Source organism: Algoriphagus sp. SE2 (assembly GCF_039563885.1).
In the GTDB taxonomy this organism is placed as follows: Bacteria; Bacteroidota; Bacteroidia; order Cytophagales; family Cyclobacteriaceae; genus Algoriphagus.
The window spans coordinates 38,818-64,156 of the sequence record NZ_JBCLWJ010000014.1 but is presented as its reverse complement, the minus strand read 5'-3'; the positions used below and the strand labels follow the sequence as shown (position 1 = coordinate 64,156).

Genomic DNA, 25,339 nt, shown 5'->3' with positions numbered 1-25,339 from the left:
GAAAAAGCCTGCTTTTTAGCAGGCTTTTGTACCCAGGGCCGGAGTCGAACCGGCACGCCCGAAGGCATTGGTGTTTGAGACCAACGCGTCTACCAATTCCGCCACCTGGGCTTTTGGTAAATTCTGGATTACCAGAATCTCAGGTCCGTTGCTTTCGTAACGGGATGCAAATATGAGTAAAGAATTTTTTTTCTACAAACTCAATTTTTCACTTCTTGTAATATTTTGGAGCTAAAGGCGATTGGTTTATCTTCAAAAAGCGCTTTAGTAAAAGTCCATACGGATTTAAATAGCTCAGAATCACGATATTGATTTAGCTGTTCTTCACTTTCCCAATGGCTATACGTAGTGAAAATATTTTTTTGATTTTCATCTTGCCAAAGCTCTAAATGTAAACAACCGGGAAAATTCCGGATCGATTTCTTATGGATTTCAAAGTTTTCCAAAAAAGCATCTACAAATTCTGGTTGAAAAGTCATTCTTACAATCCGGACTAGCATTATCTAAAGATTAAAATTTACAAAAACCACACTGTCATATTTCAAGCCAAGTAAATCCGCTCCATGACCATGGTTGATTCCTATTTCCAGTAAATTCATACTATTGAAAAAAGCAAAACAATCTCCTGGCTCTACTTGATCATATCCTTTATTTAAATTATAAACGATCTCCCTTCCAAATTCAATGGTGAATTTTCCTGGATTGAGTTTGTCAAAAATATCTTTTCGGATATTTGTAATCAAATTTCCATAACGATCCACTCGTGCCACATGACCTAGAATTTGCTCTTTAGTAGCTTTTGCCTGCCTTGCCATTAACTTGCGGAAATTGGTTAATGGACCTCCAAAATCGTGAATTGCTGCTCCGCTAGCTACTTTAGCTGCAATCGGAGCCAATATATCTTTAGCAGGAAAAGTAGTGTCCTGTAAATGAATATCTGCAAATTGAACCATAATCCCAGGATCATGATCTGCTAATAAACTTAAAATACCATTATTCGGACCGAGGAAAATATGTTCTTCCAATTTGATTCCGATATAGCCTTGTGTAATTGAACCAGTGGTGTTAATTGCCACAAGATGTACAGTTCCTTTGGGGAATTCACGAAAAGTAGACCTTAAAACAAAAGCTGCATGAGCAATATCGAAGGTATCTATAGAATGTGAAATGTCTATAATGTTCAATTGAGGATTTACTGCAAGCATTTTGGCTTTTACTGCAGGTACGTAATAATCTTTGTCCCCAAAATCTGAGAGGAATGTCACCAAAGCCATAGGAGCATGTCAATTAAAATTGTGTACTTTTGTTAGAGAAGTCGTGGACAAAAATAGAAATTTATTTGTTCGTTAAAGGATAATCTAATCAAAGAAAACAGATTGGTAGAAAAAGTAATCACTTTAGAAAATGTGCCATTGGCTGAGTTTTTAGGTACTGCCAATGAAAATATCAAGCAAATCGCGCTTGCCTTCCCCCAAAGTAAAATTATTTCTAGGGGAAATGAGATCCGAATCAAAGGTGGAGCTCCAGAAATTCTTAGAATTAACGATGTACTCAATTTGTTGTTGGAGCATTTAGAGCGCTTTGGTCACTTGACTCCTGAGAATGTGAAAGACTACCTCGATGTTGAAGGGATTCCTTTTGAGGAGGCAAGTAGAGACCAAGTTATCGTATTTGGAAATAAGGGCTTAGTGATAAAGCCTAAATCTCCAAATCAGAGAAAATTAGTGGAGTCAGCCATGAAAAATGATTTGGTTTTTGCCCTTGGGCCTGCGGGAACAGGTAAAACATACATTGCAGTGGCCTTGGCAGTAAGAGCACTTAAAAACAGGGAAGTAAAAAGGATCATTATAACCAGGCCGGCTGTTGAGGCTGGAGAAAACTTGGGTTTCCTTCCTGGTGATTTACAAGAAAAACTTGACCCTTATTTGAGGCCTATTTACGATGCCCTTTCAGATATGGTTCCTCCGGAGAAGTTGAAATTTTATCAAGAAACCAGAGTCATAGAAATTGCTCCCCTGGCATACATGCGCGGTCGTACGCTTCATGACGCATTTGTGTTATTAGATGAGGCTCAGAATACGACGAGCGAGCAGATTAAAATGTTTTTAACTCGGATGGGGCCTAATTCAAAAGTAATCATCACTGGAGATCAAACCCAGGTTGACTTACCAATAAGACAAAAATCTGGCTTATCCGAAGCTTTGAAGATTTTAAAAGATGTGAAAGGGATAGGTGTCGTAAACCTAAGTGGTAAGGACGTGATTAGACATAAATTAGTTAAATCTATAATCGAAGCTTACGAAAAAGATCAAGCCGCGAAAGATCAAGGAAAATACGATGCTGCAAGTAGAAAAAGTATCAACTGAGGAAGAACTTTCAGAAGTTTTTTCTGTTAGAAAACAGGTTTTTGTTTTAGAGCAAAACGTGGCTCCGGAAAACGAGTCAGATGAATTTGAAGACACCTCACATCATTTTCTGGCCAAACTTGATCAAAAACCGGTCGGAGCTGCCCGTTGGAGGGTTACCACTAAAGGAATTAAATTAGAAAGGTTTGCGGTATTAAAAGAAGAACGTGGGAAAGGGATAGGTACTTCTTTGGTAAGAGCAGTCTTAAATGACATCGATTCAGATCCTGAAAACGCGGGAAAAACGAAGTATTTACATGCCCAATTACCTGCAGTACCCTTGTATTACAAATTTAATTTTATAAAAGTTGGAAATATTTTTGAGGAGTGTAATATATTACATTATCAAATGGAACTAGTTCATAAATAGCTATAAACGAAATAGATATGAGAAAATCAATTTTTACTATTGCATTTATACTTGTAGCTTTTGGTTCAAGTTTAGCTCAAGATGTAATTTCTAGTAGCTCAGGAAATGCTTATGCTGGAGATTTCAATAATGAAGTTAAAGTAAACTTTCTTAACCTTATTCTATTCTCAACTCTGGAAATAGGATATGAAAGGTATCTTAGTGAAGATCATTCAATTGAATTTAAAGGCTTCATCAATGATAGATTTGGATTTAAGTCTGAAGGAAGCGGCAAAAAATACAAGACTAATGCTGTCCAAGCTTCCATGAATTTTTATTTCGGTGAGAATGAATCTGGAAGGTTTTTCTTATTCCCTTTAGCAAAATTAAGATTTGGTGATTTTGAGGAGTCAAAAGATGGGGGAGTGGAAACAACCGACATGACAGCATTTATTTTGGGTGCAGGTGCTGGTTTCAAATGGGAGCTTTCCAAAAATTTTGCATTTGGACCTTATGCAAGCGTGGGCAGAAATTTCAGCGATGAGGTTGCGGATCGTTTTACCGGAATTGAATTTAATGCAGGATTTAATCTGGGATATAGATTTTAAATATTTATGACCAATACTTAAGAGCTCCTAGATGGAGCTCTTTTTTTTGATTTAAAAACTGTAACTTAAGTTTTAATTTTTTATAGTTATGCGGTTTTCGGATTTTCCATTTTTGAGGTATTTTCCTTTTTTGGTTTTGGGCATTTTAGCCGGCGGGATGATTCATGTCACCATCATCCTTCCTTTAATTTTCCTTTTTCTTTTTTGGTGCAGCTATGCCCTCATAGTTGTTAATTTTATAAAAGAGGTTAGTGGGTTTTATAGAGGCCTATTGGCTTATTCCATGCTTTTTTGTTTTGGATTTATTTTATCTACTTATCATCAAAAAAATGATGCAATTGAGGTATGGGAGAATAAGGAAGATTATTTAGCAGAGGTAACAATATATGATCAAACCAAGCCAAACTCTTTTGAAAATTTACTTGAAATAAAGTCTGTCAATAATAATGGGATTTGGGAAAAATCAGAAGGAAAAATACTGATCTACCATCAAATGAACTTTTCATTAGAGCCTGGAATGATCCTTTGGGTACAGGGAATTCCTGAATTAATTGATCCCCCTTTCAATCCTTATGAATTTGACTATTCAAAATTTCTGAAAAGAAAAGGCATTTCCTATAGGCAGTTTGTCGGGAATAAAATGCTGTTGTTGGGAAAGAATAAAAACTCAGGACAAATCTATTTTTTGGAACATCTTAGAAAAAAGATAGGTGATATTTTGCGAGAAAAAATCCAGGATCCTGAATCGAATCAGGTGGCACAGGCTCTTCTTCTTGGCCAAAAACAATATTTAGATGAAGATATAAAAAAAGCTTATTCACAATCCGGGGTCATGCACATTCTTGCTGTTTCTGGATTACATGTAGGGATTATTTACGCTTTACTCATGTTTTTGGTAAAGCCGTTTGGCTTAAAAAAATTAGGATGGAAATCATATTTAGCCCTAGTTATTCTGATAATTTGGGCTTATGCCATGCTTACAGGATTTTCACCTTCAGTGGTAAGGGCAGCAACTATGTTTTCCCTGATTACTTTAGGGCAAATGCGCAAAAGAAAACCTTCTGTTTTTAACATTTTGGCATTCTCAGCCATGTTAATGGTAACAGTTAACCCGGAGGTGATTTTTGATGTCGGCTTTCAATTATCCTATTTGGCGGTTTTTGGAATCGTTTTGATACAGCCAATTATCGTAAACTTTTGGCTTCCTCCAAATAAGTTTCTGGAATATTTTTGGCAAATAATTGGGGTAAGTTTAGCAGCACAATTGGCAACTTTACCTCTTACTATCTTCTATTTTCACTCATTTCCCACCTATTTCCTCCTTGGGAATATTTTCATTATTCCCTTGGCATTTTTGATTATGCAAACTGGAGTTCCCTTGCTGATATTCGGTTGGATTCCCTACGTTGGTGATTATTTGGGAACCTTGGTCAGTAAGTTGATTTGGATACAAAACCAGTTGATTAATCAAATTCAGGTTTTGCCAAATGCAAATCTGGACAGACTTACAATTTCCCCTTTCACTATGATTTTTATTTGGTCATTGTTGTTGATTTGGGTAGCATGGGAACAGGGTAATAAAAGGAAGCTAGCTTGGCTAGTACTTTCCCTAGCTTTTATTTGGTCAGGAGTTAGAGTTTCGCATTTGTTTAAATCTTATCAACATGAAGTGATTGTATATCAATCTAAAGAAGGAATTCTTTTTGATCACGCTTACTATGGGGAAATCAGAAGCTGGAATAACGGTGTTCCCTCAAAGGATATTTCCTTCAAAATCGATCCTTTCCGAATTCAACAAAATTGGCCTAGAATTCCTGAAACACTTTTTTCCATTCCGGTAAATGATTCTACTTTTTATTTCCCCCTGGAAAATATGGAGATTAATAATTCCGAAAAAGTATTGGTTTTTCACCAAGAAATTCCAAAATCAATCCGCTTTTGGAAAAATGGGAGGTGGGTAAAAAATTCTAAAAATTCTGTAATTCCGTTTGGGGAATATCCAATCCAAATTCTTTTCTAAGCCTTTCTTGGGATTGTTTTTTTATGAAGTTAAATTGATTGCTTTCCTAATTAGATTGCTCCATGAAAGATATTGTACTTAGTAGAATTGAGGATAGAGTTGGCTATATCAAAATGAATAGGCCAGAGAAAAGGAATGCCTTGAGTCCAATACTCATTTCTAGCTTACATCAGGCCTTTGTAGAAATGAATCAAAAGGAAGAAGTGAAGGTAATTGTTTTGGAGGCTGAGGGGAAAGCATTTTGTGCTGGAGCAGATTTGGCATATTTGCAAGAAATGGAGAGTTTTTCCTACGCAAAAAACTTAGAAGATAGTAATCATTTAAAAGAACTTTTCACCTTGATCTATAACCTACCCAAAGTAGTGATTGCCAAAATCCAAGGTCATGCCTTAGCAGGAGGCTGTGGGTTAGTAACAGTTTGTGATTTTGCTTTTTCGGTACCCAATGCGCTTTTTGGTTACACTGAGGTAAGGATTGGTTTTGTTCCTGCGATGGTTTCCGTATTTCTTGTCGAACAAATCGGCATGGCTAAGACGCAGGAGTTATTACTTTCAGGGGAATTGATTTCAGCAGCGAAGGCAGCCGAGTTAGGTTTAATTACCGAAGTCTGTCATGATGAATTCCTAGATAAAACTGTGAAAGATTTTACAAAAAAATTGATCTCTCAAAATTCAGGTTTCTCTATGGCAGCGACAAAATCACTCTTAAGATCCTTAAACAGAGATAAAAGAGAAAAAACATTGATTGAGGCATGCGAAGCGAACGCTAAGGCCCGCTCTCATGGAGATTTTGTAAAAGGGATATCTTCCTTTTTGAAAAAGTCAAATCCAGATTGGTAATTGGAAAAACACATAAAAGAAATACTTCATTCCGTCTTTGGGTTTGATGATTTTAGACCTGTTCAAGAGGAGATAATTAAATCCATACTCTCGGGATCAGATTCTCTTGCTCTTTTGCCGACTGGAGGAGGGAAGTCTTTGTGTTATCAGATTCCCGGTTTGGCAAAGGAAGGTATTTGTTTAGTTATTAGCCCTTTGATAGCTTTGATGAAAGATCAGGTGGATGCACTAAAAAGTAGAGGTGTCAAAGCTGCTTCTATTTTTTCAGGGATGAGCTACCGAGAGATAGATACAACCTTAGATAACTGCATTTATGGAGATTTTAAATTTTTATATGTTTCTCCTGAACGTCTAAAAGTGGACTTATTCATAGAGAGATTTAGGCAAATGCCCGTAAATCTCATCGCAGTTGATGAGGCTCATTGTATTTCCCAATGGGGATATGATTTCAGACCGCAATATCTAGAGATCGGTGAGATTAGAAAATATCATCCAAAGGTTCCTATTCTTGCCTTGACTGCTTCAGCAACTCCAAAAGTTTGTGAGGATATCATTGATAAACTCTTGATGAAGAATGCACAAGAGTTTCGAAAAAGTTTTGCGAGAGAAAATTTAAGCTTCAGCGTTCGCTTGGTTGAAAACAAATTTGAAAAAGGAGTAGAAGTCTTGTCCAGAATTTCAGGTTCGGCCATCTGGTATGTAAGAAATAGGCAAGGTACCCATCAAATAGCAAGGTCCCTTCAAAAGATGGGTATTCCCGCTTCCTCTTATCACGCTGGCTTGACAATGGCAGAACGAAACGCTGCCCAATCCTCTTGGATGAAAAACCAAGTACGGGTAATCGTCAGTACAAATGCATTTGGAATGGGAATAGATAAACCTGACGTTAGGGTTGTTCTACATAGTGATTTGCCTGAAAATCTTGAAAATTATTATCAAGAGGCTGGTAGAGCAGGGCGTGATGGTCAAAAATCCTATGCTGTGTTGATGAGTAATGAGCAGGATTTTGAACAAGTGATGAATAGAGCTGCGTTGGTTTATCCTCCTCTGGACTTTATCCGGAGAGTCTACCAATGTTTAGCCAATTACTACAAACTTGCTGTGGGGAGTAATATGTTTAGCAGTTTTGATTTTGTTTATCATGAATTTGCTGCCAATTACGAATTGGGAGTTTTAGAGACTTTCTATGCGCTAAAAGTACTTGAAGAAGAAGGGCTGATTTCTCTCAATGAAAGTTTTTATGCACCATCTAGAATTCACTTTCTGGTAGATCCGGCAAGACTTTATGAAGTTCAGATTGCTCATGTCAGCCTGGATCCATTGGTAAAGGTTTTACTCAGAACCTATGGAGGAAATCTGTTTTCAGAATATTTGTCTATTCAGGAAGCCAAACTGGCAAAAACACTGGAAATAAGAGAAATCGATGTAATCAGTAGACTGAGGAAACTAGCAGAACTAGAAGTAATGGATTATGACCAACGGAAGGATAAACCTCAACTAACTTTTTTGACACCTAGATATGATGCAGGAAAACTTCCATTGAATTTCAAGAGAATAGAAAGTAGACGTGAGTTGACTTTAAATCATGCGCAGAGTATGGTTGCATATGCTCATCAAAATAAAATCTGCCGAACTCAATTTATCCAGGAATACTTTGGGGAACCGTCAGATAAAAAATGCGGAATCTGTGATTGGTGTATAGAAAATAAAAAATCTTCTGATCCCGCAAGTGAAGAAAAAAGGTTGGAAACAAAGGTTTTGGAAACTTTAAACAATTTCGGAGAGTTAAATGAAAGTCAGCTATTGGAACTATTAAAACTTCCTGCTTCAAAAAAAGTCTTTTCAATCTTAAGACAATTGGAAGATTCTGGCAGAATTTCCTCAACTTCAGATGGCAAATATGTAATTTCAAATAATGGGTAATTTCTTTGATGATTTATATAAAAAGGTGTTTCAGTCTTCTGAAGAGATACCAATGAATCATAAGGAAAATTATTCTTTTAAGAAAGAGGAGTTGGATGAAGCTGTTTCTTGGGCGCAAAATGAAGAAGGTAAGCAAATTCTTGATTTGATTTATAGAAATTATCATTTCAAGAAAACTCATATTAACGAACGTCCTTCCGTTCATATTTTCGAATCTCCTTATGCAAATGGTTTTGCGGTAAGCTATGACGAACCTCTAGATTTGAAATCTTTTTCCAAGGTTTTCTTGGCATTTAGCCAACGTGTTTTAGCTTTGGGATACAGGCAAGTAAGTTTGGATCGAAAGTTTGAAGAAATAAACGATCAAGTGAAGCTCACTGAAAAGTTTTATTTCAAACCGCCTCTCCAAGCTCCTATAATGGGAGAAATAATTTCTCAGCTTTATGGGAATGTGACTTTAGAAAAGATTAGTATTGACAATAATCCAAGCTACATTAAGTTTCTGGTTACAGTATATTCTGACAGACTTTACAAAGACCCAAAACCTTTTGATCAATTAATGGATTTGCTATTTGAAGTGAACTATGATGGATAGAACGATTTTACGAAGTCAGCTAGAAAAATACAGGACTCCTTATGAGGAAGAATCTGCATTTATTGACTCTTTTATCAAATTGACGGAGGATCCTTTAGCCTACAAGAGAGAAAGAATTGAAGGTCATTTTACTGCTTCCGCTTGGATTGTAAATAAAAGACGGACACATACGCTTTTGACCCTACATAGAAAGCTAGGAAGATGGCTTCAATTAGGCGGCCATGCTGACGGAGATGAAAACCTGTTAGAAGTAGCTCTGAAAGAAGCCAAAGAAGAAAGTGGACTCAATTCCTTGGTTATGGTTGATTCTACCATCTTTGATCTGGATAAACACATCATTCCTGAGAGGCCACATGTTCCTGAGCATTTTCATTACGATGTGAGGTATATCTTGGAAGCAGATATCAATGAACCATTACAGATCAGTGATGAAAGCATCTCCCTTGCTTGGATCACCTTTGATTCAGTGGTGGATATGATTGGATACAATCCTTCCATTCTAAGGATGCTTGAAAAAACCAGTAAATCAGAAATATTACTTTAATGCCAAAGATTAAAGTTTCAGAAGTTGTTGGTAAGCATGATTTTTCAATTCCAATTCAAATACGATTTTCTGACATCGATGGCTACCAGCATGTGAATAATGGGATTTATTTCAATTATTTCGAACATTCCAGAGCTGCATACTTATTGGATTATTGTGGATGGAACTTAATGGAAGTGGGTTCTGTCGTCGCGCATGTTGGAATTGATTATTTCAAACCAATTCATTTAAGCGATCAAATAACAGCTTATGTGAAATGCACCCGAGTAGGAAATACATCTTTTGATTTGGACCAGTATATAATTGGTAAAACCCTAGATAACAAGGAAGTGGTGTTCTCCAAATGTCATTGCACCTTGGTTTCAGTGGATATGAAAACCATGAAGCCTACCCCAATCCCTGCAGAATACAGAAGTAAACTGGAGGGCTAACAAGCTTTCCAAATTGAGATTCCTTATCTTTGCCGAAAATTTAACCCTGTGAAAAGACTTTTAATTGTTTGCCTTATGGCATTTGGTATGGCTGGTTGTAGCCCAAGTGAGGAGGAATTATTTCAAGCTGGAATAGAAAAAATGGATCAGCAAGCTTGGAGTGAAGCGATTGTTTATTTTGATCGCGCTTTGGAACAAAATCCTTCAAATGCAACAGCATTGAATGCAAAAGGGGTGGCACTTTTTCAGCAAGGAAAGTACGAGGAAGCAATTCCTGTTTTTACAGCTTCAATTACATCTGACAGTTCGATGTATAAGCCTTGGTTCAATCGCGCCAACTCAAATTTCGAACTAGGAAAGTATAAGGAGTCCTTGGCTGATTACAACATGGCTAATGGGTTGGACCAATCTCAAACTGATATTTATTACAACCGAGGGTTGGCCTTATTGGGCTTGGAGCAGTACGAAGATGCTCTTTTAGATTTCGATGCGGCTTTACAGGTAAATCCTAACCAGCCTTTGGTTTATTTCAATCGCGCAAAAGCCCAAATAGGGAATAATGATCCAGCTGGAGCAATGGAGTCCTTAACAAATACTGTCAATCTGGATAAAAGAAACGGTGCTGCCTATTATCTTCTTGGAGTGACAAGAATGAGTGCCACAGGAGAAAAAGAGGAGGGATGCGCGGACTTGAAAATGGCTCTGAATCTAGGGTACACAGATGCTAAAACTTGGATTGAGGATTTTTGTGAATAAAATGGCTAAAATTGGTCAAGACATATTTGAAGCCAAAAGTTTTCTTAAAGAAGGAAAATTGGTTGCAATACCAACAGAAACAGTTTATGGGCTGGCAGGAAATGCGCTCAATGCGGCTTCCGTTGCTTCGATTTTTGAAACTAAGAATAGACCAAGTTTTGATCCTCTGATTATTCATATCTCATCTTTTGAAAGAGTTAGTGAGTTTGTTGAATCATTTCCAGAGCCATTGCTATTACTAGCAGAAAAGTTTTGGCCGGGGCCTTTGACACTTTTGCTGCCAAGAAAACCCATCATTCCGGATTTGGTCACTTCAGGCTTGGAAAGGGTGGCTGTCAGAGTTCCAAATCATCCTTTGACAAATTCCCTTCTGGAGATACTTGATTTCCCTCTTGCTGCCCCAAGTGCCAATCCTTTTGGATACATATCTCCTACTTCTGCCAAACATGTTCAGGATCAGTTGGGAGAAAAAATCCCCTATATTTTGGATGGGGGAAGATGCCAGGTAGGACTTGAAAGCACGATAGTAGGTATGGAAGAAGATGAGGTGTTTATTTATAGATTGGGAGGTCTGGAAGTAGATGCCATTGAAAGGGTGATAGGACCCGTCCTAATTAAGAACCATAGTTCATCTAATCCGCAAGCTCCAGGTTTACTTGAAAGTCATTATGCTCCAAGAAAACCTTTTTTATTAGGGGATTTGGATGAACTAATTTTGAATCACTTGCAGGGCAAAAAGAAATTTGGAGTAATGAGTTTGTCAAAATCTTTCGGAGGTGTAAATGTTAAAACTCAAAGGCAATTGAGTAAGTCTGGTGATTTGAAAGAAGCAGCCCAAAATCTCTTTGCCAGTATGAGGTATTTAGATGAACAGGATATCGAAGTTATTTTAGCTGAAAAAATGCCTGCAATAGGCTTGGGAAATGCTATTAATGATCGGTTGAAAAGAGCGGCAGCTCAGTAGAAATTATTATTTTTTGCCCATCAATTGAAATTCAAATGCCTAGAAAGTCGGTATTTGAGCGAATCTTTGATAAATTCACTTTCTTTTTAATCAAGAAGAATACCTAAAATCTATTTACCTACTTATGAATCCTAGAATCAAAAATGTTGATAACCTCAGTTTTGAGGGGAAAAAAGCACTTGTTCGCGTCGATTTCAATGTGCCATTGGATAATGATTACAATGTAACTGATGATACAAGAATTCAAGCAGCTATTCCCACCATCGAAAAAATATTAAATGACGGAGGGGCTGCTATCTTAATGTCTCACTTAGGAAGGCCCAAATCCGGGCCGGAAGATAGATTTTCTTTGAGGCATATTGTCTTAGATTTAGAAAAGGCACTTGGCAGACCTGTGAAATTTGCTCAAGACTGCATCGGACAGGAAGCAGAACTCCTTTCTGAGTCCTTGAAATCAGGTCAGGTTTTATTACTTGAAAACCTTAGGTTTCATAAAGAGGAAGAAAAAGGAGATGTTGAATTTGCGAAAAAGCTTGCCAGACTTGGAGATATTTATGTGAATGATGCTTTTGGTACGGCACACAGGGCTCATGCCTCAACTTCAATTATCGCTCAGTTTTTTTATGATAAAGTATGTGGTTATTTAATGCTCTCTGAATTAAAAAATGCAGATAAAGTATTAGGTAATCCAGAAAGACCTTATACTGCCATTATGGGTGGAGCAAAGATTTCTGATAAAATATTGATCATCGAGCGACTTTTGGATAAAGTAGACAATCTAATTATCGGAGGGGGAATGTCCTATACTTTCGCAAAAGCAAAAGGAGGATCGATTGGAGATTCCTTGCAAGAGCCAGATAAAATGGATTTTGTCCTTGAATTGATGGAAAAAGCAAAAGAAAAAGGAGTTAATCTATTACTTCCAGTGGATACCGTTATTTCCAAAGCATTTGCAAATGATGCAGAGCAGGGATTAGCAGTAAGTGGAGAAATTCCCGACGGATGGATGGGATTAGATATTGGGCCTAAAACTAGAGTAGAGTTTGCTGAAGTAATTTTGAAATCAAGAACTATACTTTGGAACGGCCCGATGGGAGTTTTTGAAATGGAGTCTTTTGATAAAGGAACGAAGGCAGTTGCTGATGCAGTTGTGAAAGCTACTAAAGGAGGGGCTTATTCCCTGATAGGTGGAGGTGATTCTGCTGCAGCCGTAAATAAATTTGGTTACGGAGATGCTGTTTCATTTGTGTCAACTGGAGGAGGAGCTTTACTCGAGCATATGGAGGGAAAAGTGCTTCCAGGGGTTGCCGCACTGGAACCTTAAAAAAGTAAGGGTTGCTTAATCGATTAAGCAGCCCTTACTTTTTTTAAAATTTGATTTCTACCAGGATAGGAAAATGATAAGATGGATTTTTTTTTCATAATTATCGGTCAAAATACCATGTCTAATTACCTGTAAATCACTCTTTACGAAATATGGTCTATTATTCCGTCAGGTATTTTCTCCCAATCAAACCCTGTGAATGTGCCAGCTGAACCATAGGATGGGGTTTTTGAAACCAAGCGAGCATCTTGCCATCCTGTATTTGAGAATATGGTCGTGTAAGCGGGATTATTAGGATTTACATTAAAGTCTCCCATTAAGATTACGGGTAGGTTTTCTGTATCAAATTTTTCAATCTGAGAGACTACGAGTTTACTGCTTTCCTCTCTAGCTTTCTGCCCAATATGATCGTAATGAATGTTGAATACAAAGAATTTAACTTCTTCTTTATCTTCAAATTTGCCCCAAGTACAAATCCTATTTAAGGAAGCATCCCAACCTTTGCTTGGTACTTCAGGTGTGGGTGATAGCCAAAAAGTTCTGCCATCTAAAAGATCAAACTTTTTGGAATCATATAAGATGGCAGCATATTCTCCTATTTCAGTTCCATCATCTCTGCCAACCCTTATATATTTGTAATTTAATCCTTCACTAAGTTGGCTTACTTGGTTTTGTAAGCCTTCCTGAATTCCAAACAGCTCAATTTGGTGGAACTGAATTTGACCTATCACATGAGGAAGTCGATCTTGCCATAGGTTTCCAACATCATTTTGATTTGCATATCGGATGTTAAATGTGGCTAAATTGTGTGTTTGTGTCAAAGAAGAAATACCCGTATTGGATAGCAGCGAACTAAAATCTATCCCATAAATTAATATGTTAAATAGGACTGATTTCATGAAAGATGAACTTATTCTTTGAAAAACACTTAAGTTTTAAAATTGCATTCTAATTTAAGAAAATGAAAACCTTCTATCCTAAAGACCTGGCTCCAGCTGAATTTCATGCATTGTTGCAGGGAAGTGTTGCTCCAAGACCAATAGCATTTGTAAGTACAATTGATGTGCAGGGAAATGTAAACTTAAGTCCTTTTAGTTTTTTTAATTTATTTAGTACAAATCCCCCTATTATGATTTTTTCTCCTTCCAGAAGGGTTCGGGATAATACAACCAAACATACCTTGGAAAATGTAAAAGAAGTTCCGGAAGTAGTGATTCATGTAGTAGGATTTAATCTTGTTGAGCAAATGTCTTTGGCAAGTACAGAATATGATAAAGGAGTCAATGAATTTGTAAAAGCAGGATTGACTTCAATACCTTCCGTTGAAGTGAAACCTCCCCGAGTAGAAGAAGCTCCCATTGCCTTTGAATGTAAAGTGAATGAAATCAAACCTCTAGGTGAAGTTGGAGGTTCGGGGAATTTAGTGATTTGTGAAGTGCTTCTTGCTCATATTTCCGAGGGGGTTTTGGATGAAGAAGGAAAAATTGACCCTTTTAAGATGGATGCAGTTGCTCGGTTAGGCGGTAATTGGTATAGTAGAGCCAGTGGGAAGTCTTTATTTCAGATTCCAAAACCACTCCGCACTAAAGGAATTGGAGTCGATCAAATGCCTGAAAACGTTAGAAATAGCACGATTTTAAGTGGAAACAATCTTGGGAGATTGGGAAATGTGGAGAAACTTCCAAGTGAGGAGGAATTAAGGGAGTTTGCAAAAAGTGTTGAAATTCAGGAGATGAAAATAAGATTTCAGAATGATCCTGATTCATGGGTTGACCATTTACATCTTCTTGCAAAGGAAGCATTAGAATCGGGAGATTTAGAAAAAGCTTGGTTGATACTTTTGCAAGCGTAGAAATAAAGTTCTTGGGAGAGATTACTAGTTGATAGTTAAATTTTGTATTCTGTTTAAATTAGGTTTTAACTAAAAATTGATTTTTTATGAGAAAATTACTTTTGATTACTTCTTTGATTTTTTTAGCGTTTCAAGTTCTTGGACAGAATAATACTCTTACCTCAGACACATCTTTGGTAGAAAAGAAGGTAGATTTTACAGTAATGCCTTATTTAAGCTACAATAGAAATCTCGATTTTTTGGTAGGAGCAATACCCATGATGATGTATAAGATGGATAAAAATGATTTAATTTCTCCGAAATCACTTTCAGGCCTATCGGCTGTTTATACCACTAACGGATCTTATTTTCTCGCTTTTTTCAACAAATTATATTTGAAAGAAGATTCTTGGAGAGTACAGTTTTTCGCTTTGAACGGAGAACAAAACTCACAATTTTTTATGGATGATTTTGAATCTCCTGGCTTCTATGATTATGGTACTAAAACGACTATGGTCAATGCTGGGGTACAGCGAAAAATTATCCCAAAACTATTTGTTGGGATTTCATATACCTATGCTCACTATAACACTAAATACGAGGATGATGTAAGACCTAATTCAATTACAGAAACCAATGGGTTACAATTAAATGGTCTCTATGACACGCGAGATGAGGTTTATTATCCAATGACTGGGAAAAAGGTGAGGCTTCGCTGGATTACTTTTCCAGAGTGGTTCGGAAATGAAGCAGGGGCAAATAAAATTTTATCGGAATATAATAAATACCTCCCCATGAGAGATAAAACGGATGTTTTAGCCCTTCGTTTTTCAGGCAAGTTTGGTTTGGGTAATATTGCTTTTGAACAACAGGTAAGCATTGGTGGGAATGATATTCGTGGTTATTCCGAAGGTAAGTATAGAGGAGATGGATTGTTGGCCTTTCAAGGAGAATATCGGTTCAACTTCAACGAAAAAATGGGAATGGTAGGCTTTGCCGGAATGGCAACTATTTATGGCTCTGATACGGAAAATTTTGATTGGGGAGTTTACCCAGGAGCAGGAATTGGTTACCGTTATAGGGCGTTCAAAACTGTAAAATTTAATATAGGGTTTGACGCCGCTGTGGGTAAAGATGATTGGGGAATTTACTTTAGAATAGGTGAAGCGTTTTAATAGCCCGGTAAAATTGATTTTTCACAAGAATTAAAAATACCAGCCTAATGATTATTTCCATTTTAAAAATTATTTCAATGGAATCTCATTAGGCTGCTTTTTTTATTTAATAATGTAATCAGCTGGCATCCTTACCTGTATGCCTTGATATTCCTTTAGATTTTGAGCTTTCTTGTATAAAACGAAATTCTCACCCAACTCTGACTGAATCATTTCGAGTTTTACATTTTGTCCAAAGTCACTCATGATTTGCTCAAACCAAGGCTTCTTCTGTGGATAATAAACTACTCTGTAATCATCTCCAGCATTAATTCTTTCGGCAGCTAATTCAATGGTGTCGTCTAAACCTCCCAAGATATCCACTAACCCTCTTTCTATTGCCTGATTACCGGTCCAAACTCTTCCTGATGCTACTTCTTTCACAGCTTCTGGACTCATTCCCCGTCCATCAGAAACTCTAGAAATAAAAGTTTCATACCCCTTTTCTACACTTGTTTGCATGATCCTTCGCTCGACATCAGTAATTTCACGGGTAGGATTCATAAAGTCAGAAAGTTCTCCCGTTTCTACAACGTCTGTGGTAATTCCCATCTTATCATTTAATAATTCCTGAGCATTAAACCATAACCCAAATATTCCAATCGATCCGGTAATTGTGTTAGGCTGAGCTACGATCGTGTCTGCCGGGGTTGAAATATAGTATCCCCCCGAAGCTGCAACTTCACCCATGGAAACGTAAACTGGTTTAGCTTTTTTGGCTTCGGACATTTCTCTCCAAATTACCTCAGAGGCGAGAACAGAACCCCCAGGAGAATTGACTCTCAATACGATGGCTTTGATATTTTTGTCCTTTCTCGCTTTACGGATTTCCTTCGCAAATTTATCCGAACTGATAAATCCTTCCGCACTTCCGCTGACGATATCTCCTTCTGCAATGATGACTGCAATTCTATTTTTTGAGGTAATGTTTTTAGATCTGACAGTAGAATTAAGCTTTGTAGCATTTATAGTAAGGATTTCCTCTTCCTCACCTATCCCTAACTTCTCTCTGAGTTTGGCATGTATTTCATCTTCATATGCCAATCCTGTCATCAACTTGTATTTCACAGCATCTTCAGGTTCACGAACAAGCATTTGGGTATTAGTTCGTGTTAAAGAATCAAGGTTAATTCCTCTGGATTCTGCTATCCCCTTAAGAGCATTCGAATTAATATCTGACAAAAATGCCTGTGTTTGAAGTCTGTTTTCATCCGACATTTTCTTTAGCATAAATGGTTCTACTGCGCTCTTAAATTCTCCTACACGAAAGATTTCAGGTTTAATCCCGATTTTTTCAAAAAGCCCGGTAAAGAACAAAACCTCAGATGAAAAACCATTAAAATCTATCCCTCCCATAGGGTTAAGATATATTTCATCTGCGACGGAAGCCAAATAATAGCCTCCTTCTGTATAGGCTTCATCGTAAGCTAAGATGAACTTTCCTGATGTTTTAAAATCTTCAAAGGATTCACGAAGTTCTAGAAGATTGGCTTGTCCTGCCAAAACCAATCCTGTGTTTAAGTAAATACCTTTTATACTCTGGTTGGTTTTAGCTTCTTGGATAGCCTGTTTAAGGTTGACAAGTCCAGCAGTATTAGGCTGCCCGAATGCAGATCCAAAAATCGAAAGATCAAGATCTTCGTCACTTGTTCTTTCTACAATTGTTCTGCCGTTTAGATTTAAATGGAGAAGGGTATTTTCTTTTACAGTTACTTCTTCTTTTCCTGCTGCTGCTATCATTCCAATAATACCAAAGGAAACAAGAATACTAAATACGGTAAATATTATAAGACCTACAATTACTGCAAGAACGTTACCTAAGAATTTCATATTTAGATTAATTTAAGATGCGAAAATAACCTATTTTGGCGAATGATAATAGGTAGATTCAAACGAATGACATGGAGTCAACGGTTACTTTAGTATTAGGGGGTAATAGAGGTAATAGGGAAGTTTTATTAAAAACTGCCGTGAATCGTATAACGGATAAAAATAAGCTTTTGTTAGAATCGTCGATTTACGAAACTGAAGCTTGGGGAGGAATTGCAAAGGGACTTTTCTTAAATCAGGTAATTCAAGTCTATACTTCTTTTGATCCATTCACATTTTTAAAGTTTATTCAAAAAGTTGAAATGGAATTAGGGAGAAAAAGAAATGAACATTGGGGAGACAGAACAATGGACATAGATATATTATTTTGGAATGATTCAGTTTTAGATACTCCTGATTTAAGGATTCCTCATCCTTTAATCTCCCAAAGAAAGTTTGTTCTAATTCCTCTTGAAGAGATACTTCCTGAGTTTATCCATCCAACGATTAATCAATCAATCAAAGAATTATTAAAAAACTGTGAAGACAAATCGGAGGTATCTAGATATAAAAAATAAACCCGCCGAAGCGGGTTTTATTATTTTAAAGACCGGAAACTTCAGCCTCAGGATGAATTTTTTTAACTAAGCCTTGAAGTACTTTGCCAGGGCCACACTCTACAAAATGAGTTGCTCCATCTTTTACCATATTCTGAACAGATTGTGTCCATTTAACAGGTGCAGTAAGTTGAGCAATAAGATTCGCCTTTATATCAGAAACATCACTAATCGCAGTGGTACTTACATTTTGATATACAGGACAAATCGGCGTACTGAATACTGTCGCTTCAATTGCTTTTTGTAATTTTTCTCTAGCTGGTTCCATAAGAGGAGAATGGAAGGCACCTCCCACAGGAAGCGGTAGAGCACGTTTTGCTCCAGCCTCTTTCATTTTTTCACAGGCTATTTCGATCCCTTTATTTGAGCCGGAAATCACAAGCTGTCCAGGGCAGTTGTAATTGGCTGGAACTACGATCTCATCTTTAATTCCTTCACATATTTCCTCAACTTTTTCATCAGCCAATCCCAAAATAGCAGCCATCGTGGATGGGTTTATTTCGCAAGCCTCCTGCATGGCTAGGGCTCTTTGGTAAACTAATTTTAGTCCATCCTCAAAAGCCAAGGTGCCATTGGAAACTAAGGCGGAGAATTCCCCCAAACTATGGCCAGCGACCATATCGGGAGCAAAATCAGGAGTAGTCTTTGCTAAAATAACAGAATGTAGAAAAATAGCCGGCTGGGTGACTTTCGTCTGCTTTAGCTCTTCAGCAGTACCATCAAACATGATGTCTGTGATTCTAAAGCCTAAAATTTCATTAGCCTGCTCAAATAATGCTTTCGCTTTTGGATTTTCCTCATAAAGGTCCTTCCCCATACCTGGAAACTGGGCTCCTTGGCCCGGAAACACAAATGCTTTCATTCAATTGGATTTTGTTATGGTCCAAATATAAAGCTTTTCCGGAAGCGGAACAGAAATCAATTATTAGATGCTGGTCTGAAAAGGGGAGTTACTCGGTGTTAGGAACTTCGATTTTTCTTCTGGAGTAGGCAATCTGCAGGTGGATTTTTTTCCAAACCATTTATATCTGTTTCTTGCAATCCAATCGTAAACTGGATCTCTTAGAAATTTAGGAAGAACAATGAACGGATATAAAATAGGCGTGATACCTGAAAGATTTTTGGCGATTTTTAGCGCAGCTGTGCTTCTATAAAAAACCTGATCATCCTCAAGAAGTACCAAGGAATCTAGGTAATTTGGATCCACATCAAAATCTGAAAGGATTTGTTTGCTCAGTTCATCCTGCAATGCACCCACCAAGAATCTATCATTAGTATCATGACGAATAATAAAGTCTATGGATGTATTGCAGAGATTACATACTCCATCAAAAAAGACAATTGATTTTTTTTGACTCATCGAAGTATTTGTATAGTTCCTTTCAGGCTTTCTTTCTGTAAGGCTGGATCCAAAACGTCATATGTAACCGAACCAGAATAGAAATAAGTTCCAGCGGGTAATTCGTTTCCGTTTTTGTCTCTTCCATCCCATCTAATGAAAATATCATTTTCATTGGACTCCAGACTGTTGTAGGAATAAACCTCAACGCCCCATCTGTTAACGATGAAGATTTCAACCCCAATGACAAACCTTGGACATTCAGAGAATGGGTTGTCAAATGCCATGAACGTTTCATTTAATCCATCTCCATTTGGTGTGAATGTGTTGGGTAAATTATATGAAGGACAATTTTCAACACAAACGATATTACTTGGTTCGCTTTCATTTCCTGATCTATCAACAGCAGTGATGTAGTAACAGCCTCTATAGGTAGTAAGTTGACTTACTCTAGTCTGCATTTCGATTGCAGAAAGTTCCTTGATCAGTGTAAACTCACTGTCTTCTCCATCTGAAGTATAGTATAATCTGTAACCACTTAATTCATCATCACATTCTCCGCTAAAATCAGGCGTCCAACTTAGATCATGATAGAATGTTGAAGTATTACAAGGTTGTTCTGCTAAATATTCTTCACAAAGAGGCCCTTCAAAAGTTAAAACAGGAGGACATGGAAGCCTATTGTCATCTGGTTTCGCACAAACAATCTGGGATTTATTTTCTAGAGGATATTCTAATCCATCCACATTGTAAGAACCCTTGGTAATCACATAATAACAATATTCGATTTCCTTGACCAATGGAACTCCATTGAAACTTCCATCATCCAAATACACGAAACCATCTTGAGTTACATCTACTTCAGCAATTTTGACGAAAGTATCCACATCGGCAGCATTGGCATCTGTTCTGTTTCTATATACTTCATGTTTGTACTGTTGAATTGAATTATTCCAAGGTACTTGGAATTCCCAGTTTAATTCAATTGCCTCATTAATTATAGTAGGCTGAAGCCAGACAGACGATGCTTTAGAAGATGTGTCTATTTTCGTGTCTCTATCTAAAAGGACAACCTCGTAATTATAGACTAGGTTTTCTGTATTGAGACCAGTATCTGTAAATAAAGTATCGGATGTAATTCCCAAAGAAATCTGATCTTGATTTCCTGTGAAACCGGTATTCCTCAGTAACTCATAGGTGAAAGGACCGGGATAGATAGTTCTATCGATATCATAAGGTGGAGTCCATTTCACAAAAATTTCTCCATCAGTCGGATCAGTTTCTTCTATACTTACATTGGTAATAATTGGGACATCCACGTCTACTGTAATACATATTTCCTCTGAGACAACGCTCTCTCCTGATCTTGGAGAAGGGAAAGCAGCTACCAATCTATAGCAATAAGTATTTCCAGGATCTAGACCCTCTGAGCCATTCAAGTCTGTAAAGCTGAAAGTTTCCATGTCGGTAATTCCAACTAACTCATAACCTGCTCTAATTCCAGTTTCACAACTATCAGGTTCATATGGGTCTGAATTTATTCTTCTCCAAACCTGCATTTCACTTGCCGAATTAGAACAAGTGTAAGGATCCCAAGTAAGTTCAGCAGTTCTTCCTGGCTGTTGCTCGATTTGATCAAATAAAGGTGGAGGGCCTATCACTTTTATTCTCCATGTTTGAATATCCACCAAACTTGGGCCTGATGCTGGCTGGTCAGAGATTCTGACACGTACATCATATTCTCGTGCTCTTACATGATTACAGACAGTCTGCCACTCAAAGTTTACAACTCCAGGGCTTGATTGGTAGTCCCCATCATTTGGAGAGAAGGTGGCTGGAGAGGTAGTAATCTCAATAGGCTCTCCATAAATCTCGATTTTTATTGGGTCTCCATCGGGATCAGATCCTTGAATGATCTCCTCGATTAATGTTCCTGCTTCCACGCAGATATCCGGAGGTAAAATCAATTCCGGCCTTCGGTTATCAGAGTTCTCAATAATGATCTGCATATCCCTGACTACATATCCGATTTGTGTCCAGACACCATCGAGCTTTCGATATTCTTTGATTCGAAAAGCCACATTAAATTGGCCAGCTGTACCTGGGGCATCCCAAATCAGATCTCCAAAAATTGGATCTAATGTTAAAAAAGCTGGAGTGCTTCCATCTTGCTGATTGAAACTAAATTCAGAAGAAGCTGGGCTTCTATAATTATTAACTGGTCTCTGAAAAGCCTGTTTTGGAACATCTAGCTCATAAGCCAAACTGTCTCCATCAGGATCATATGCTCCAGGATTATGAATATACCTTGAATTGATCGCTCCGTTATCCACAGGAGGAATAGTTAATACCGGAGAATTATTCACTCCTATAAAAGGATCAATTGTGATTTGTGTTTCAACATAAAATGGTGTATCCACCGAATTGTCCATATTCAGTGTTCTATCATTTCTGTTAAATTCCTGAAATCTGATATTATAAACTCCTGGACCCTGATACGTGTGAGTAATTACAAACGTGTTTTTTTCGATTTGATCACCTAAACTCTCAACTAATGAGAAATCACTTTCTGTATTGAGCTGTTCATCCCTTCCATCTCCGAAGTTTATATTACCAGGACCAAATACTACGCTTGACCGGGTATCGGTATAACCTACTACAATAATTCTATAGGTTAAGGTTTGAACAGAAATTCTTTCTGCGATGATTTCACCTGCTCGAATGTGCGTTGCCCAGACATTAGACAAGCCTAAGAGAAAGAATAGTAAAAAAAATCCTAAGGAAAGTTTCAGCTTCATGTTGGTCAAATTATTCAGATCACTTTTTGGATAAACGCCAGTTCTTCAAAAAGGGATTCACTGGAATTATAGAACTTTGATTTTCTACCTATACGAAATAAATGAAAGTAAGGAGAAAATCCTGTTAAATTCAAACAATAAAAATTAACAGAGTGTTACAGAACCAAAGTAAATACTAAAATAGCAAAAACGAATTTAGTTATTTAGAACTGATTAAAATAAGCAATCCTCTATTACTTGGATTGTTTACTACCTCAGCCAAATGTAAATTTGGCTCTAATTAATAAGAATTCGTTCTAATCTAATCGCACTATCTGTATGAGCTGGGTTACCAAAACCTTAAGTAGCACACTAGGCAGGAAATTGATCATGGCGTTGACCGGACTTTTCCTCATCCTGTTTTTGACGGGCCACGTTTCTGGAAATTTGCTTCTATTCAAAAATGATGGAGGAGAAGCATTTAACATTTACGCAAAATTTATGACCACCAATCCGGCGGTTAAGTTGTTGTCTTATCTGACATACATCTCCGTAATTGGCCATGTTGTTTATTCCATCATGCTTTCGAGCTTGAATAAATCTGCTAGACCAGTAGGTTATTCTAATTCGAAACCTTCTACTAATTCAAGTTTTGCATCAAGAAACATGGGGGTTTTAGGGACGGTTGTTCTTTTATTCCTCATCGTGCACATGCAAAGCTTTTGGTATGAAATGCATTGGGGAGAACTCCCAATAAAAACATATGATGGGGAGCAATATAAAGATCTGTTTTCTATAGTTTCTTTCGCCTTCCAAAATGAATTGATGGTAGGTGGATATGTCATTGCTATGGGATTTCTCTCCTTTCACCTGTCCCATGGCTTTGCTAGTGCTTTTCAGACTCTTGGTCTGAACCATAAAAAATACACGCCAGCCATTGAGGCTTTAGGCAAAATCTACAGCATTGTGGTACCTGTTCTTTTCGCAAGTATGCCGCTGTATATCTATTTTACACAGAGCTAATCCATAGTCCCGTATGATACTAGATTCAAAAACACCTGCAGGCCCTTTAGCCGAAAAGTGGACGAAACATAAATTTACCAGCAAATTGGTAAATCCTGCAAATAAAAGAAAATACGAAGTTATAGTAGTTGGCACCGGACTCGCAGGTGCATCTGCAGCTGCTTCATTGGCTGAGCTTGGGTATAATGTGAAAGCATTTTGTTTTCAAGACAGTCCTAGAAGAGCTCACTCCATTGCTGCGCAAGGAGGAATTAACGCTGCAAAGAATTATCAAAATGATGGAGACTCAGTTTTTAGGCTTTTCTATGACACCATAAAAGGTGGAGATTATAGAGCGAGAGAATCCAATGTATACAGGCTAGCTGAAGTTTCAGTAAATATTATTGACCAATGTGTTGCACAAGGAGTTCCTTTTGCACGTGAATACGGAGGTTTATTAGCAAACCGTTCTTTTGGTGGAGCTCAGGTGTCAAGGACATTTTATGCTAGGGGACAAACTGGACAGCAGTTGCTTTTAGGGGCATATTCTGCCTTGAGTCGTCAGGTTGCTAATGGAAAGGTTAAACTTTTCCCTAGGACTGAAATGATGGATTTGGTTACTATCGATGGCCAAGCTAGAGGTATTGTGACAAGAAATCTGATCACTGGAGCTATCGAGACTCACGCTGCCCATGCTGTATTACTTTGTACAGGTGGTTATGGAAACGTGTTTTTCCTTTCTACCAACGCAATGGGATCCAATGTGACGGCTGCTTGGAGAGCACACAAGAAGGGCGCTTACTTCGCCAATCCTTGTTATACTCAGATTCACCCAACTTGTATTCCTGTATCTGGTGATCATCAATCCAAATTGACTTTGATGTCAGAATCACTTAGAAATGACGGTCGAGTTTGGGTACCTAGAACAGTTGAGATAGCCGAAAAACTTAGAAAAGGTCAGATCAAGGCATCTGATATTAAAGAGGAGGATCGAGATTACTACTTGGAAAGAAAATACCCTAGTTTCGGTAACCTTGTTCCGCGTGATGTGGCTTCCAGAAATGCCAAATATGTTTGTGATGAAGGAAGAGGAGTAAATGAAACGGGTGAAGCTGTGTTTCTTGATTTTAGAGATGCAATAAACAGGGATGGGGAAGATGCTATTCGAGCTAGATATGGCAATTTGTTTGATATGTATCAGCAGATTACTGGCGAGAACCCTTACAAAACACCAATGATGATTTATCCTGCAGTACACTATACAATGGGTGGACTTTGGGTGGATTATAATTTGATGACAACTGTTCCTGGTCTTTATGCATTGGGAGAAGCAAATTTCTCTGACCATGGTGCGAACAGACTTGGAGCTTCTGCCTTAATGCAGGGCTTGGCTGATGGCTACTTTGTAATTCCTTATACTTTAGGAGATTATTTAGCACAGAATCTAGCTACTAAAGTGGATACTGATCATCCAGAATTCAACAAGGCAGCAGAGGATGTCAAAGCTAAAATCCAAAAGCTACTTTCCATTAAAGGGACCAAAACAGTAGATCACTTCCACAAGCGTTTAGGTAAAATCATGTGGAATGAGTGTGGGATGGCCAGAAGTGCTGATGGTTTGACCAAAGCAAAAGCAGAAATCAAAAAATTGAAAGAAGAATTCTGGAAAGACGTGAAAGTTCTTGGTGAAAATGAAGAATTGAATCAGTCTTTGGAAAAAGCGCATCGAGTTGCAGATTTCATTGAATTAGGTGAACTCATGATTGATGATGCTTTAAATAGAAATGAATCTTGTGGAGGACACTTCAGGGAAGAATACCAGACTCCTGAAGGAGAGGCATTAAGAGATGATGAGAACTTCGCTTATGTTGCCGCTTGGAAATATATAGGAGAGGGCCAAGAGGAAGAGCTAAACAAAGAGCCTCTTGTATTCGAAAATGTGAAGTTGACCCAAAGATCTTACAAATAATCGCTAGACTAAAAATTCATAGC

The 25,339-nt window shown here is 37.7% G+C and carries 24 protein-coding genes and 1 tRNA gene; 17 read left to right on the top strand and 8 right to left on the bottom strand.

Annotated elements, in window-relative coordinates:
• Window positions 1-29: 29 nt before the first annotated feature.
• The 3 genes from AAGF08_RS15615 to AAGF08_RS15605 form a co-directional block, all read right to left on the bottom strand.
• Window positions 30-111, bottom strand: a tRNA-Leu gene (locus tag AAGF08_RS15615).
• Between the two features lie 89 nt (window positions 112-200).
• The gene (locus tag AAGF08_RS15610) at window positions 201-500 is read right to left on the bottom strand and encodes an antibiotic biosynthesis monooxygenase family protein (protein ID WP_343512213.1); all 300 of its coding nucleotides are present in this window, start codon (window positions 498-500) and stop codon (window positions 201-203) included.
• 3 nt (window positions 501-503) lie between these two features.
• Window positions 504-1,274, bottom strand: a complete 771-nt coding sequence (locus tag AAGF08_RS15605; RefSeq protein ID WP_343512212.1) for an SAM-dependent chlorinase/fluorinase — start codon at window positions 1,272-1,274, stop codon at window positions 504-506.
• A 102-nt stretch (window positions 1,275-1,376) separates the two neighbouring features.
• Between AAGF08_RS15605 and AAGF08_RS15600 the strand changes: the two genes are divergently transcribed.
• The 12 genes from AAGF08_RS15600 (at window position 1,377) to pgk (ending at window position 12,758) form a co-directional block, all read left to right on the top strand.
• A complete protein-coding gene (locus tag AAGF08_RS15600) occupies window positions 1,377-2,366 on the top strand; it encodes a PhoH family protein (RefSeq protein ID WP_343512211.1) in 990 nt (329 codons plus the stop codon).
• A complete protein-coding gene (locus AAGF08_RS15595; RefSeq protein WP_343512210.1) occupies window positions 2,338-2,775 on the top strand; it encodes a GNAT family N-acetyltransferase in 438 nt (145 codons plus the stop codon). The genes AAGF08_RS15600 and AAGF08_RS15595 overlap by 29 nt, the downstream gene beginning before the upstream one ends.
• Window positions 2,776-2,792: 17 nt before the next feature.
• Window positions 2,793-3,362: a DUF3575 domain-containing protein gene (locus AAGF08_RS15590; RefSeq protein WP_343512209.1), complete on the top strand. Its 570-nt coding sequence runs from the start codon at window positions 2,793-2,795 to the stop codon at window positions 3,360-3,362.
• 88 nt (window positions 3,363-3,450) lie between these two features.
• Window positions 3,451-5,382 carry a ComEC/Rec2 family competence protein gene (locus AAGF08_RS15585; protein ID WP_343512208.1) on the top strand — a complete coding sequence of 644 codons (1,932 nt, stop codon included), beginning with the start codon at window positions 3,451-3,453 and terminating at the stop codon, window positions 5,380-5,382.
• Window positions 5,383-5,444: 62 nt separating this feature from the next.
• A complete protein-coding gene (locus AAGF08_RS15580) occupies window positions 5,445-6,221 on the top strand; it encodes an enoyl-CoA hydratase-related protein (protein ID WP_343512206.1) in 777 nt (258 codons plus the stop codon).
• Window positions 6,222-8,144 carry an ATP-dependent DNA helicase RecQ gene (locus tag AAGF08_RS15575; protein WP_343512205.1) on the top strand — a complete coding sequence of 641 codons (1,923 nt, stop codon included), beginning with the start codon at window positions 6,222-6,224 and terminating at the stop codon, window positions 8,142-8,144. It abuts the gene before it with no gap.
• Window positions 8,137-8,739, top strand: a complete 603-nt coding sequence (locus AAGF08_RS15570) for a hypothetical protein (protein WP_343512204.1) — start codon at window positions 8,137-8,139, stop codon at window positions 8,737-8,739. Before AAGF08_RS15575 ends, AAGF08_RS15570 begins: the two co-directional genes overlap by 8 nt.
• On the top strand, window positions 8,732-9,283 hold the full coding sequence (locus AAGF08_RS15565; RefSeq protein ID WP_343512290.1) for an NUDIX hydrolase: 552 nt from the start codon (window positions 8,732-8,734) through the stop codon (window positions 9,281-9,283). The genes AAGF08_RS15570 and AAGF08_RS15565 overlap by 8 nt, the downstream gene beginning before the upstream one ends.
• A complete protein-coding gene (locus tag AAGF08_RS15560; RefSeq protein WP_343512202.1) occupies window positions 9,283-9,714 on the top strand; it encodes a thioesterase family protein in 432 nt (143 codons plus the stop codon). The genes AAGF08_RS15565 and AAGF08_RS15560 overlap by 1 nt, the downstream gene beginning before the upstream one ends.
• Window positions 9,715-9,801: 87 nt before the next feature.
• Window positions 9,802-10,470, top strand: a complete 669-nt coding sequence (locus tag AAGF08_RS15555) for a tetratricopeptide repeat protein (protein WP_343512289.1) — start codon at window positions 9,802-9,804, stop codon at window positions 10,468-10,470.
• Between the two features lies 1 nt (window position 10,471).
• Window positions 10,472-11,434, top strand: coding sequence for an L-threonylcarbamoyladenylate synthase (locus AAGF08_RS15550; protein ID WP_343512288.1), 963 nt, complete (start codon window positions 10,472-10,474; stop codon window positions 11,432-11,434).
• A 124-nt stretch (window positions 11,435-11,558) separates the two neighbouring features.
• Window positions 11,559-12,758 carry a phosphoglycerate kinase gene (gene pgk / locus AAGF08_RS15545; protein WP_343512201.1) on the top strand — a complete coding sequence of 400 codons (1,200 nt, stop codon included), beginning with the start codon at window positions 11,559-11,561 and terminating at the stop codon, window positions 12,756-12,758.
• A 143-nt stretch (window positions 12,759-12,901) separates the two neighbouring features.
• Here the strand turns inward: pgk and AAGF08_RS15540 are convergent, their stop codons facing one another.
• The gene (locus AAGF08_RS15540; protein ID WP_343512199.1) at window positions 12,902-13,657 is read right to left on the bottom strand and encodes an endonuclease/exonuclease/phosphatase family protein; all 756 of its coding nucleotides are present in this window, start codon (window positions 13,655-13,657) and stop codon (window positions 12,902-12,904) included.
• A 62-nt stretch (window positions 13,658-13,719) separates the two neighbouring features.
• On the opposite strand from AAGF08_RS15540, the gene AAGF08_RS15535 reads away from it, so the two are divergent.
• Both AAGF08_RS15535 and AAGF08_RS15530 read left to right on the top strand, forming a co-directional pair.
• On the top strand, window positions 13,720-14,610 hold the full coding sequence (locus AAGF08_RS15535; RefSeq protein ID WP_343512198.1) for a flavin reductase family protein: 891 nt from the start codon (window positions 13,720-13,722) through the stop codon (window positions 14,608-14,610).
• 86 nt (window positions 14,611-14,696) lie between these two features.
• Window positions 14,697-15,764: a BamA/TamA family outer membrane protein gene (locus AAGF08_RS15530; RefSeq protein ID WP_343512197.1), complete on the top strand. Its 1,068-nt coding sequence runs from the start codon at window positions 14,697-14,699 to the stop codon at window positions 15,762-15,764.
• A gap of 102 nt (window positions 15,765-15,866) precedes the next feature.
• Here AAGF08_RS15530 and sppA read toward each other — a convergent pair whose 3' ends face one another.
• Window positions 15,867-17,633, bottom strand: a complete 1,767-nt coding sequence (gene sppA / locus AAGF08_RS15525) for a signal peptide peptidase SppA (RefSeq protein WP_343512196.1) — start codon at window positions 17,631-17,633, stop codon at window positions 15,867-15,869.
• Window positions 17,634-17,704: 71 nt separating this feature from the next.
• On the opposite strand from sppA, the gene folK reads away from it, so the two are divergent.
• Window positions 17,705-18,190: a 2-amino-4-hydroxy-6-hydroxymethyldihydropteridine diphosphokinase gene (gene folK, locus AAGF08_RS15520; protein WP_343512195.1), complete on the top strand. Its 486-nt coding sequence runs from the start codon at window positions 17,705-17,707 to the stop codon at window positions 18,188-18,190.
• 25 nt (window positions 18,191-18,215) lie between these two features.
• Here folK and fabD read toward each other — a convergent pair whose 3' ends face one another.
• The 3 genes from fabD to AAGF08_RS15505 form a co-directional block, all read right to left on the bottom strand.
• On the bottom strand, window positions 18,216-19,091 hold the full coding sequence (fabD, locus tag AAGF08_RS15515; RefSeq protein WP_343512194.1) for an ACP S-malonyltransferase: 876 nt from the start codon (window positions 19,089-19,091) through the stop codon (window positions 18,216-18,218).
• Window positions 19,092-19,154: 63 nt separating this feature from the next.
• On the bottom strand, window positions 19,155-19,589 hold the full coding sequence (locus tag AAGF08_RS15510; RefSeq protein WP_343512193.1) for a thiol-disulfide oxidoreductase DCC family protein: 435 nt from the start codon (window positions 19,587-19,589) through the stop codon (window positions 19,155-19,157).
• Entirely contained in the window at window positions 19,586-22,366 is a 2,781-nt protein-coding gene (locus AAGF08_RS15505; protein WP_343512192.1) for a gliding motility-associated C-terminal domain-containing protein, read from the bottom strand. Before AAGF08_RS15505 ends, AAGF08_RS15510 begins: the two co-directional genes overlap by 4 nt.
• Before the next feature lie 318 nt (window positions 22,367-22,684).
• On the opposite strand from AAGF08_RS15505, the gene AAGF08_RS15500 reads away from it, so the two are divergent.
• Window positions 22,685-23,368, top strand: a complete 684-nt coding sequence (locus AAGF08_RS15500; protein WP_343512191.1) for a succinate dehydrogenase cytochrome b subunit — start codon at window positions 22,685-22,687, stop codon at window positions 23,366-23,368.
• Between the two features lie 13 nt (window positions 23,369-23,381).
• Window positions 23,382-25,316, top strand: a complete 1,935-nt coding sequence (locus AAGF08_RS15495) for a fumarate reductase/succinate dehydrogenase flavoprotein subunit (RefSeq protein ID WP_343512190.1) — start codon at window positions 23,382-23,384, stop codon at window positions 25,314-25,316.
• Window positions 25,317-25,339: the final 23 nt, after the last annotated feature.

Coding starts and splice junctions, on each gene's coding strand:
- AAGF08_RS15535 (WP_343512198.1), top strand. CDS start 13,720: ATGAAAACCTTCTATCCTAAAGACCTGGCTCCAGCTGAATTTCATGCA.
- AAGF08_RS15605 (WP_343512212.1), bottom strand. CDS start 1,274: ATGGCTTTGGTGACATTCCTCTCAGATTTTGGGGACAAAGATTATTAC.
- AAGF08_RS15550 (WP_343512288.1), top strand. CDS start 10,472: ATGGCTAAAATTGGTCAAGACATATTTGAAGCCAAAAGTTTTCTTAAA.
- AAGF08_RS15610 (WP_343512213.1), bottom strand. CDS start 500: ATGCTAGTCCGGATTGTAAGAATGACTTTTCAACCAGAATTTGTAGAT.
- AAGF08_RS15555 (WP_343512289.1), top strand. CDS start 9,802: ATGGCTGGTTGTAGCCCAAGTGAGGAGGAATTATTTCAAGCTGGAATA.
- pgk (WP_343512201.1), top strand. CDS start 11,559: ATGAATCCTAGAATCAAAAATGTTGATAACCTCAGTTTTGAGGGGAAA.
- AAGF08_RS15570 (WP_343512204.1), top strand. CDS start 8,137: ATGGGTAATTTCTTTGATGATTTATATAAAAAGGTGTTTCAGTCTTCT.
- AAGF08_RS15530 (WP_343512197.1), top strand. CDS start 14,697: ATGAGAAAATTACTTTTGATTACTTCTTTGATTTTTTTAGCGTTTCAA.
- AAGF08_RS15565 (WP_343512290.1), top strand. CDS start 8,732: ATGGATAGAACGATTTTACGAAGTCAGCTAGAAAAATACAGGACTCCT.
- AAGF08_RS15540 (WP_343512199.1), bottom strand. CDS start 13,657: ATGAAATCAGTCCTATTTAACATATTAATTTATGGGATAGATTTTAGT.
- AAGF08_RS15595 (WP_343512210.1), top strand. CDS start 2,338: ATGCTGCAAGTAGAAAAAGTATCAACTGAGGAAGAACTTTCAGAAGTT.
- sppA (WP_343512196.1), bottom strand. CDS start 17,633: ATGAAATTCTTAGGTAACGTTCTTGCAGTAATTGTAGGTCTTATAATA.
- folK (WP_343512195.1), top strand. CDS start 17,705: ATGGAGTCAACGGTTACTTTAGTATTAGGGGGTAATAGAGGTAATAGG.
- AAGF08_RS15580 (WP_343512206.1), top strand. CDS start 5,445: ATGAAAGATATTGTACTTAGTAGAATTGAGGATAGAGTTGGCTATATC.
- fabD (WP_343512194.1), bottom strand. CDS start 19,091: ATGAAAGCATTTGTGTTTCCGGGCCAAGGAGCCCAGTTTCCAGGTATG.
- AAGF08_RS15505 (WP_343512192.1), bottom strand. CDS start 22,366: ATGAAGCTGAAACTTTCCTTAGGATTTTTTTTACTATTCTTTCTCTTA.
- AAGF08_RS15495 (WP_343512190.1), top strand. CDS start 23,382: ATGATACTAGATTCAAAAACACCTGCAGGCCCTTTAGCCGAAAAGTGG.
- AAGF08_RS15590 (WP_343512209.1), top strand. CDS start 2,793: ATGAGAAAATCAATTTTTACTATTGCATTTATACTTGTAGCTTTTGGT.
- AAGF08_RS15560 (WP_343512202.1), top strand. CDS start 9,283: ATGCCAAAGATTAAAGTTTCAGAAGTTGTTGGTAAGCATGATTTTTCA.
- AAGF08_RS15585 (WP_343512208.1), top strand. CDS start 3,451: ATGCGGTTTTCGGATTTTCCATTTTTGAGGTATTTTCCTTTTTTGGTT.
- AAGF08_RS15510 (WP_343512193.1), bottom strand. CDS start 19,589: ATGAGTCAAAAAAAATCAATTGTCTTTTTTGATGGAGTATGTAATCTC.
- AAGF08_RS15500 (WP_343512191.1), top strand. CDS start 22,685: ATGAGCTGGGTTACCAAAACCTTAAGTAGCACACTAGGCAGGAAATTG.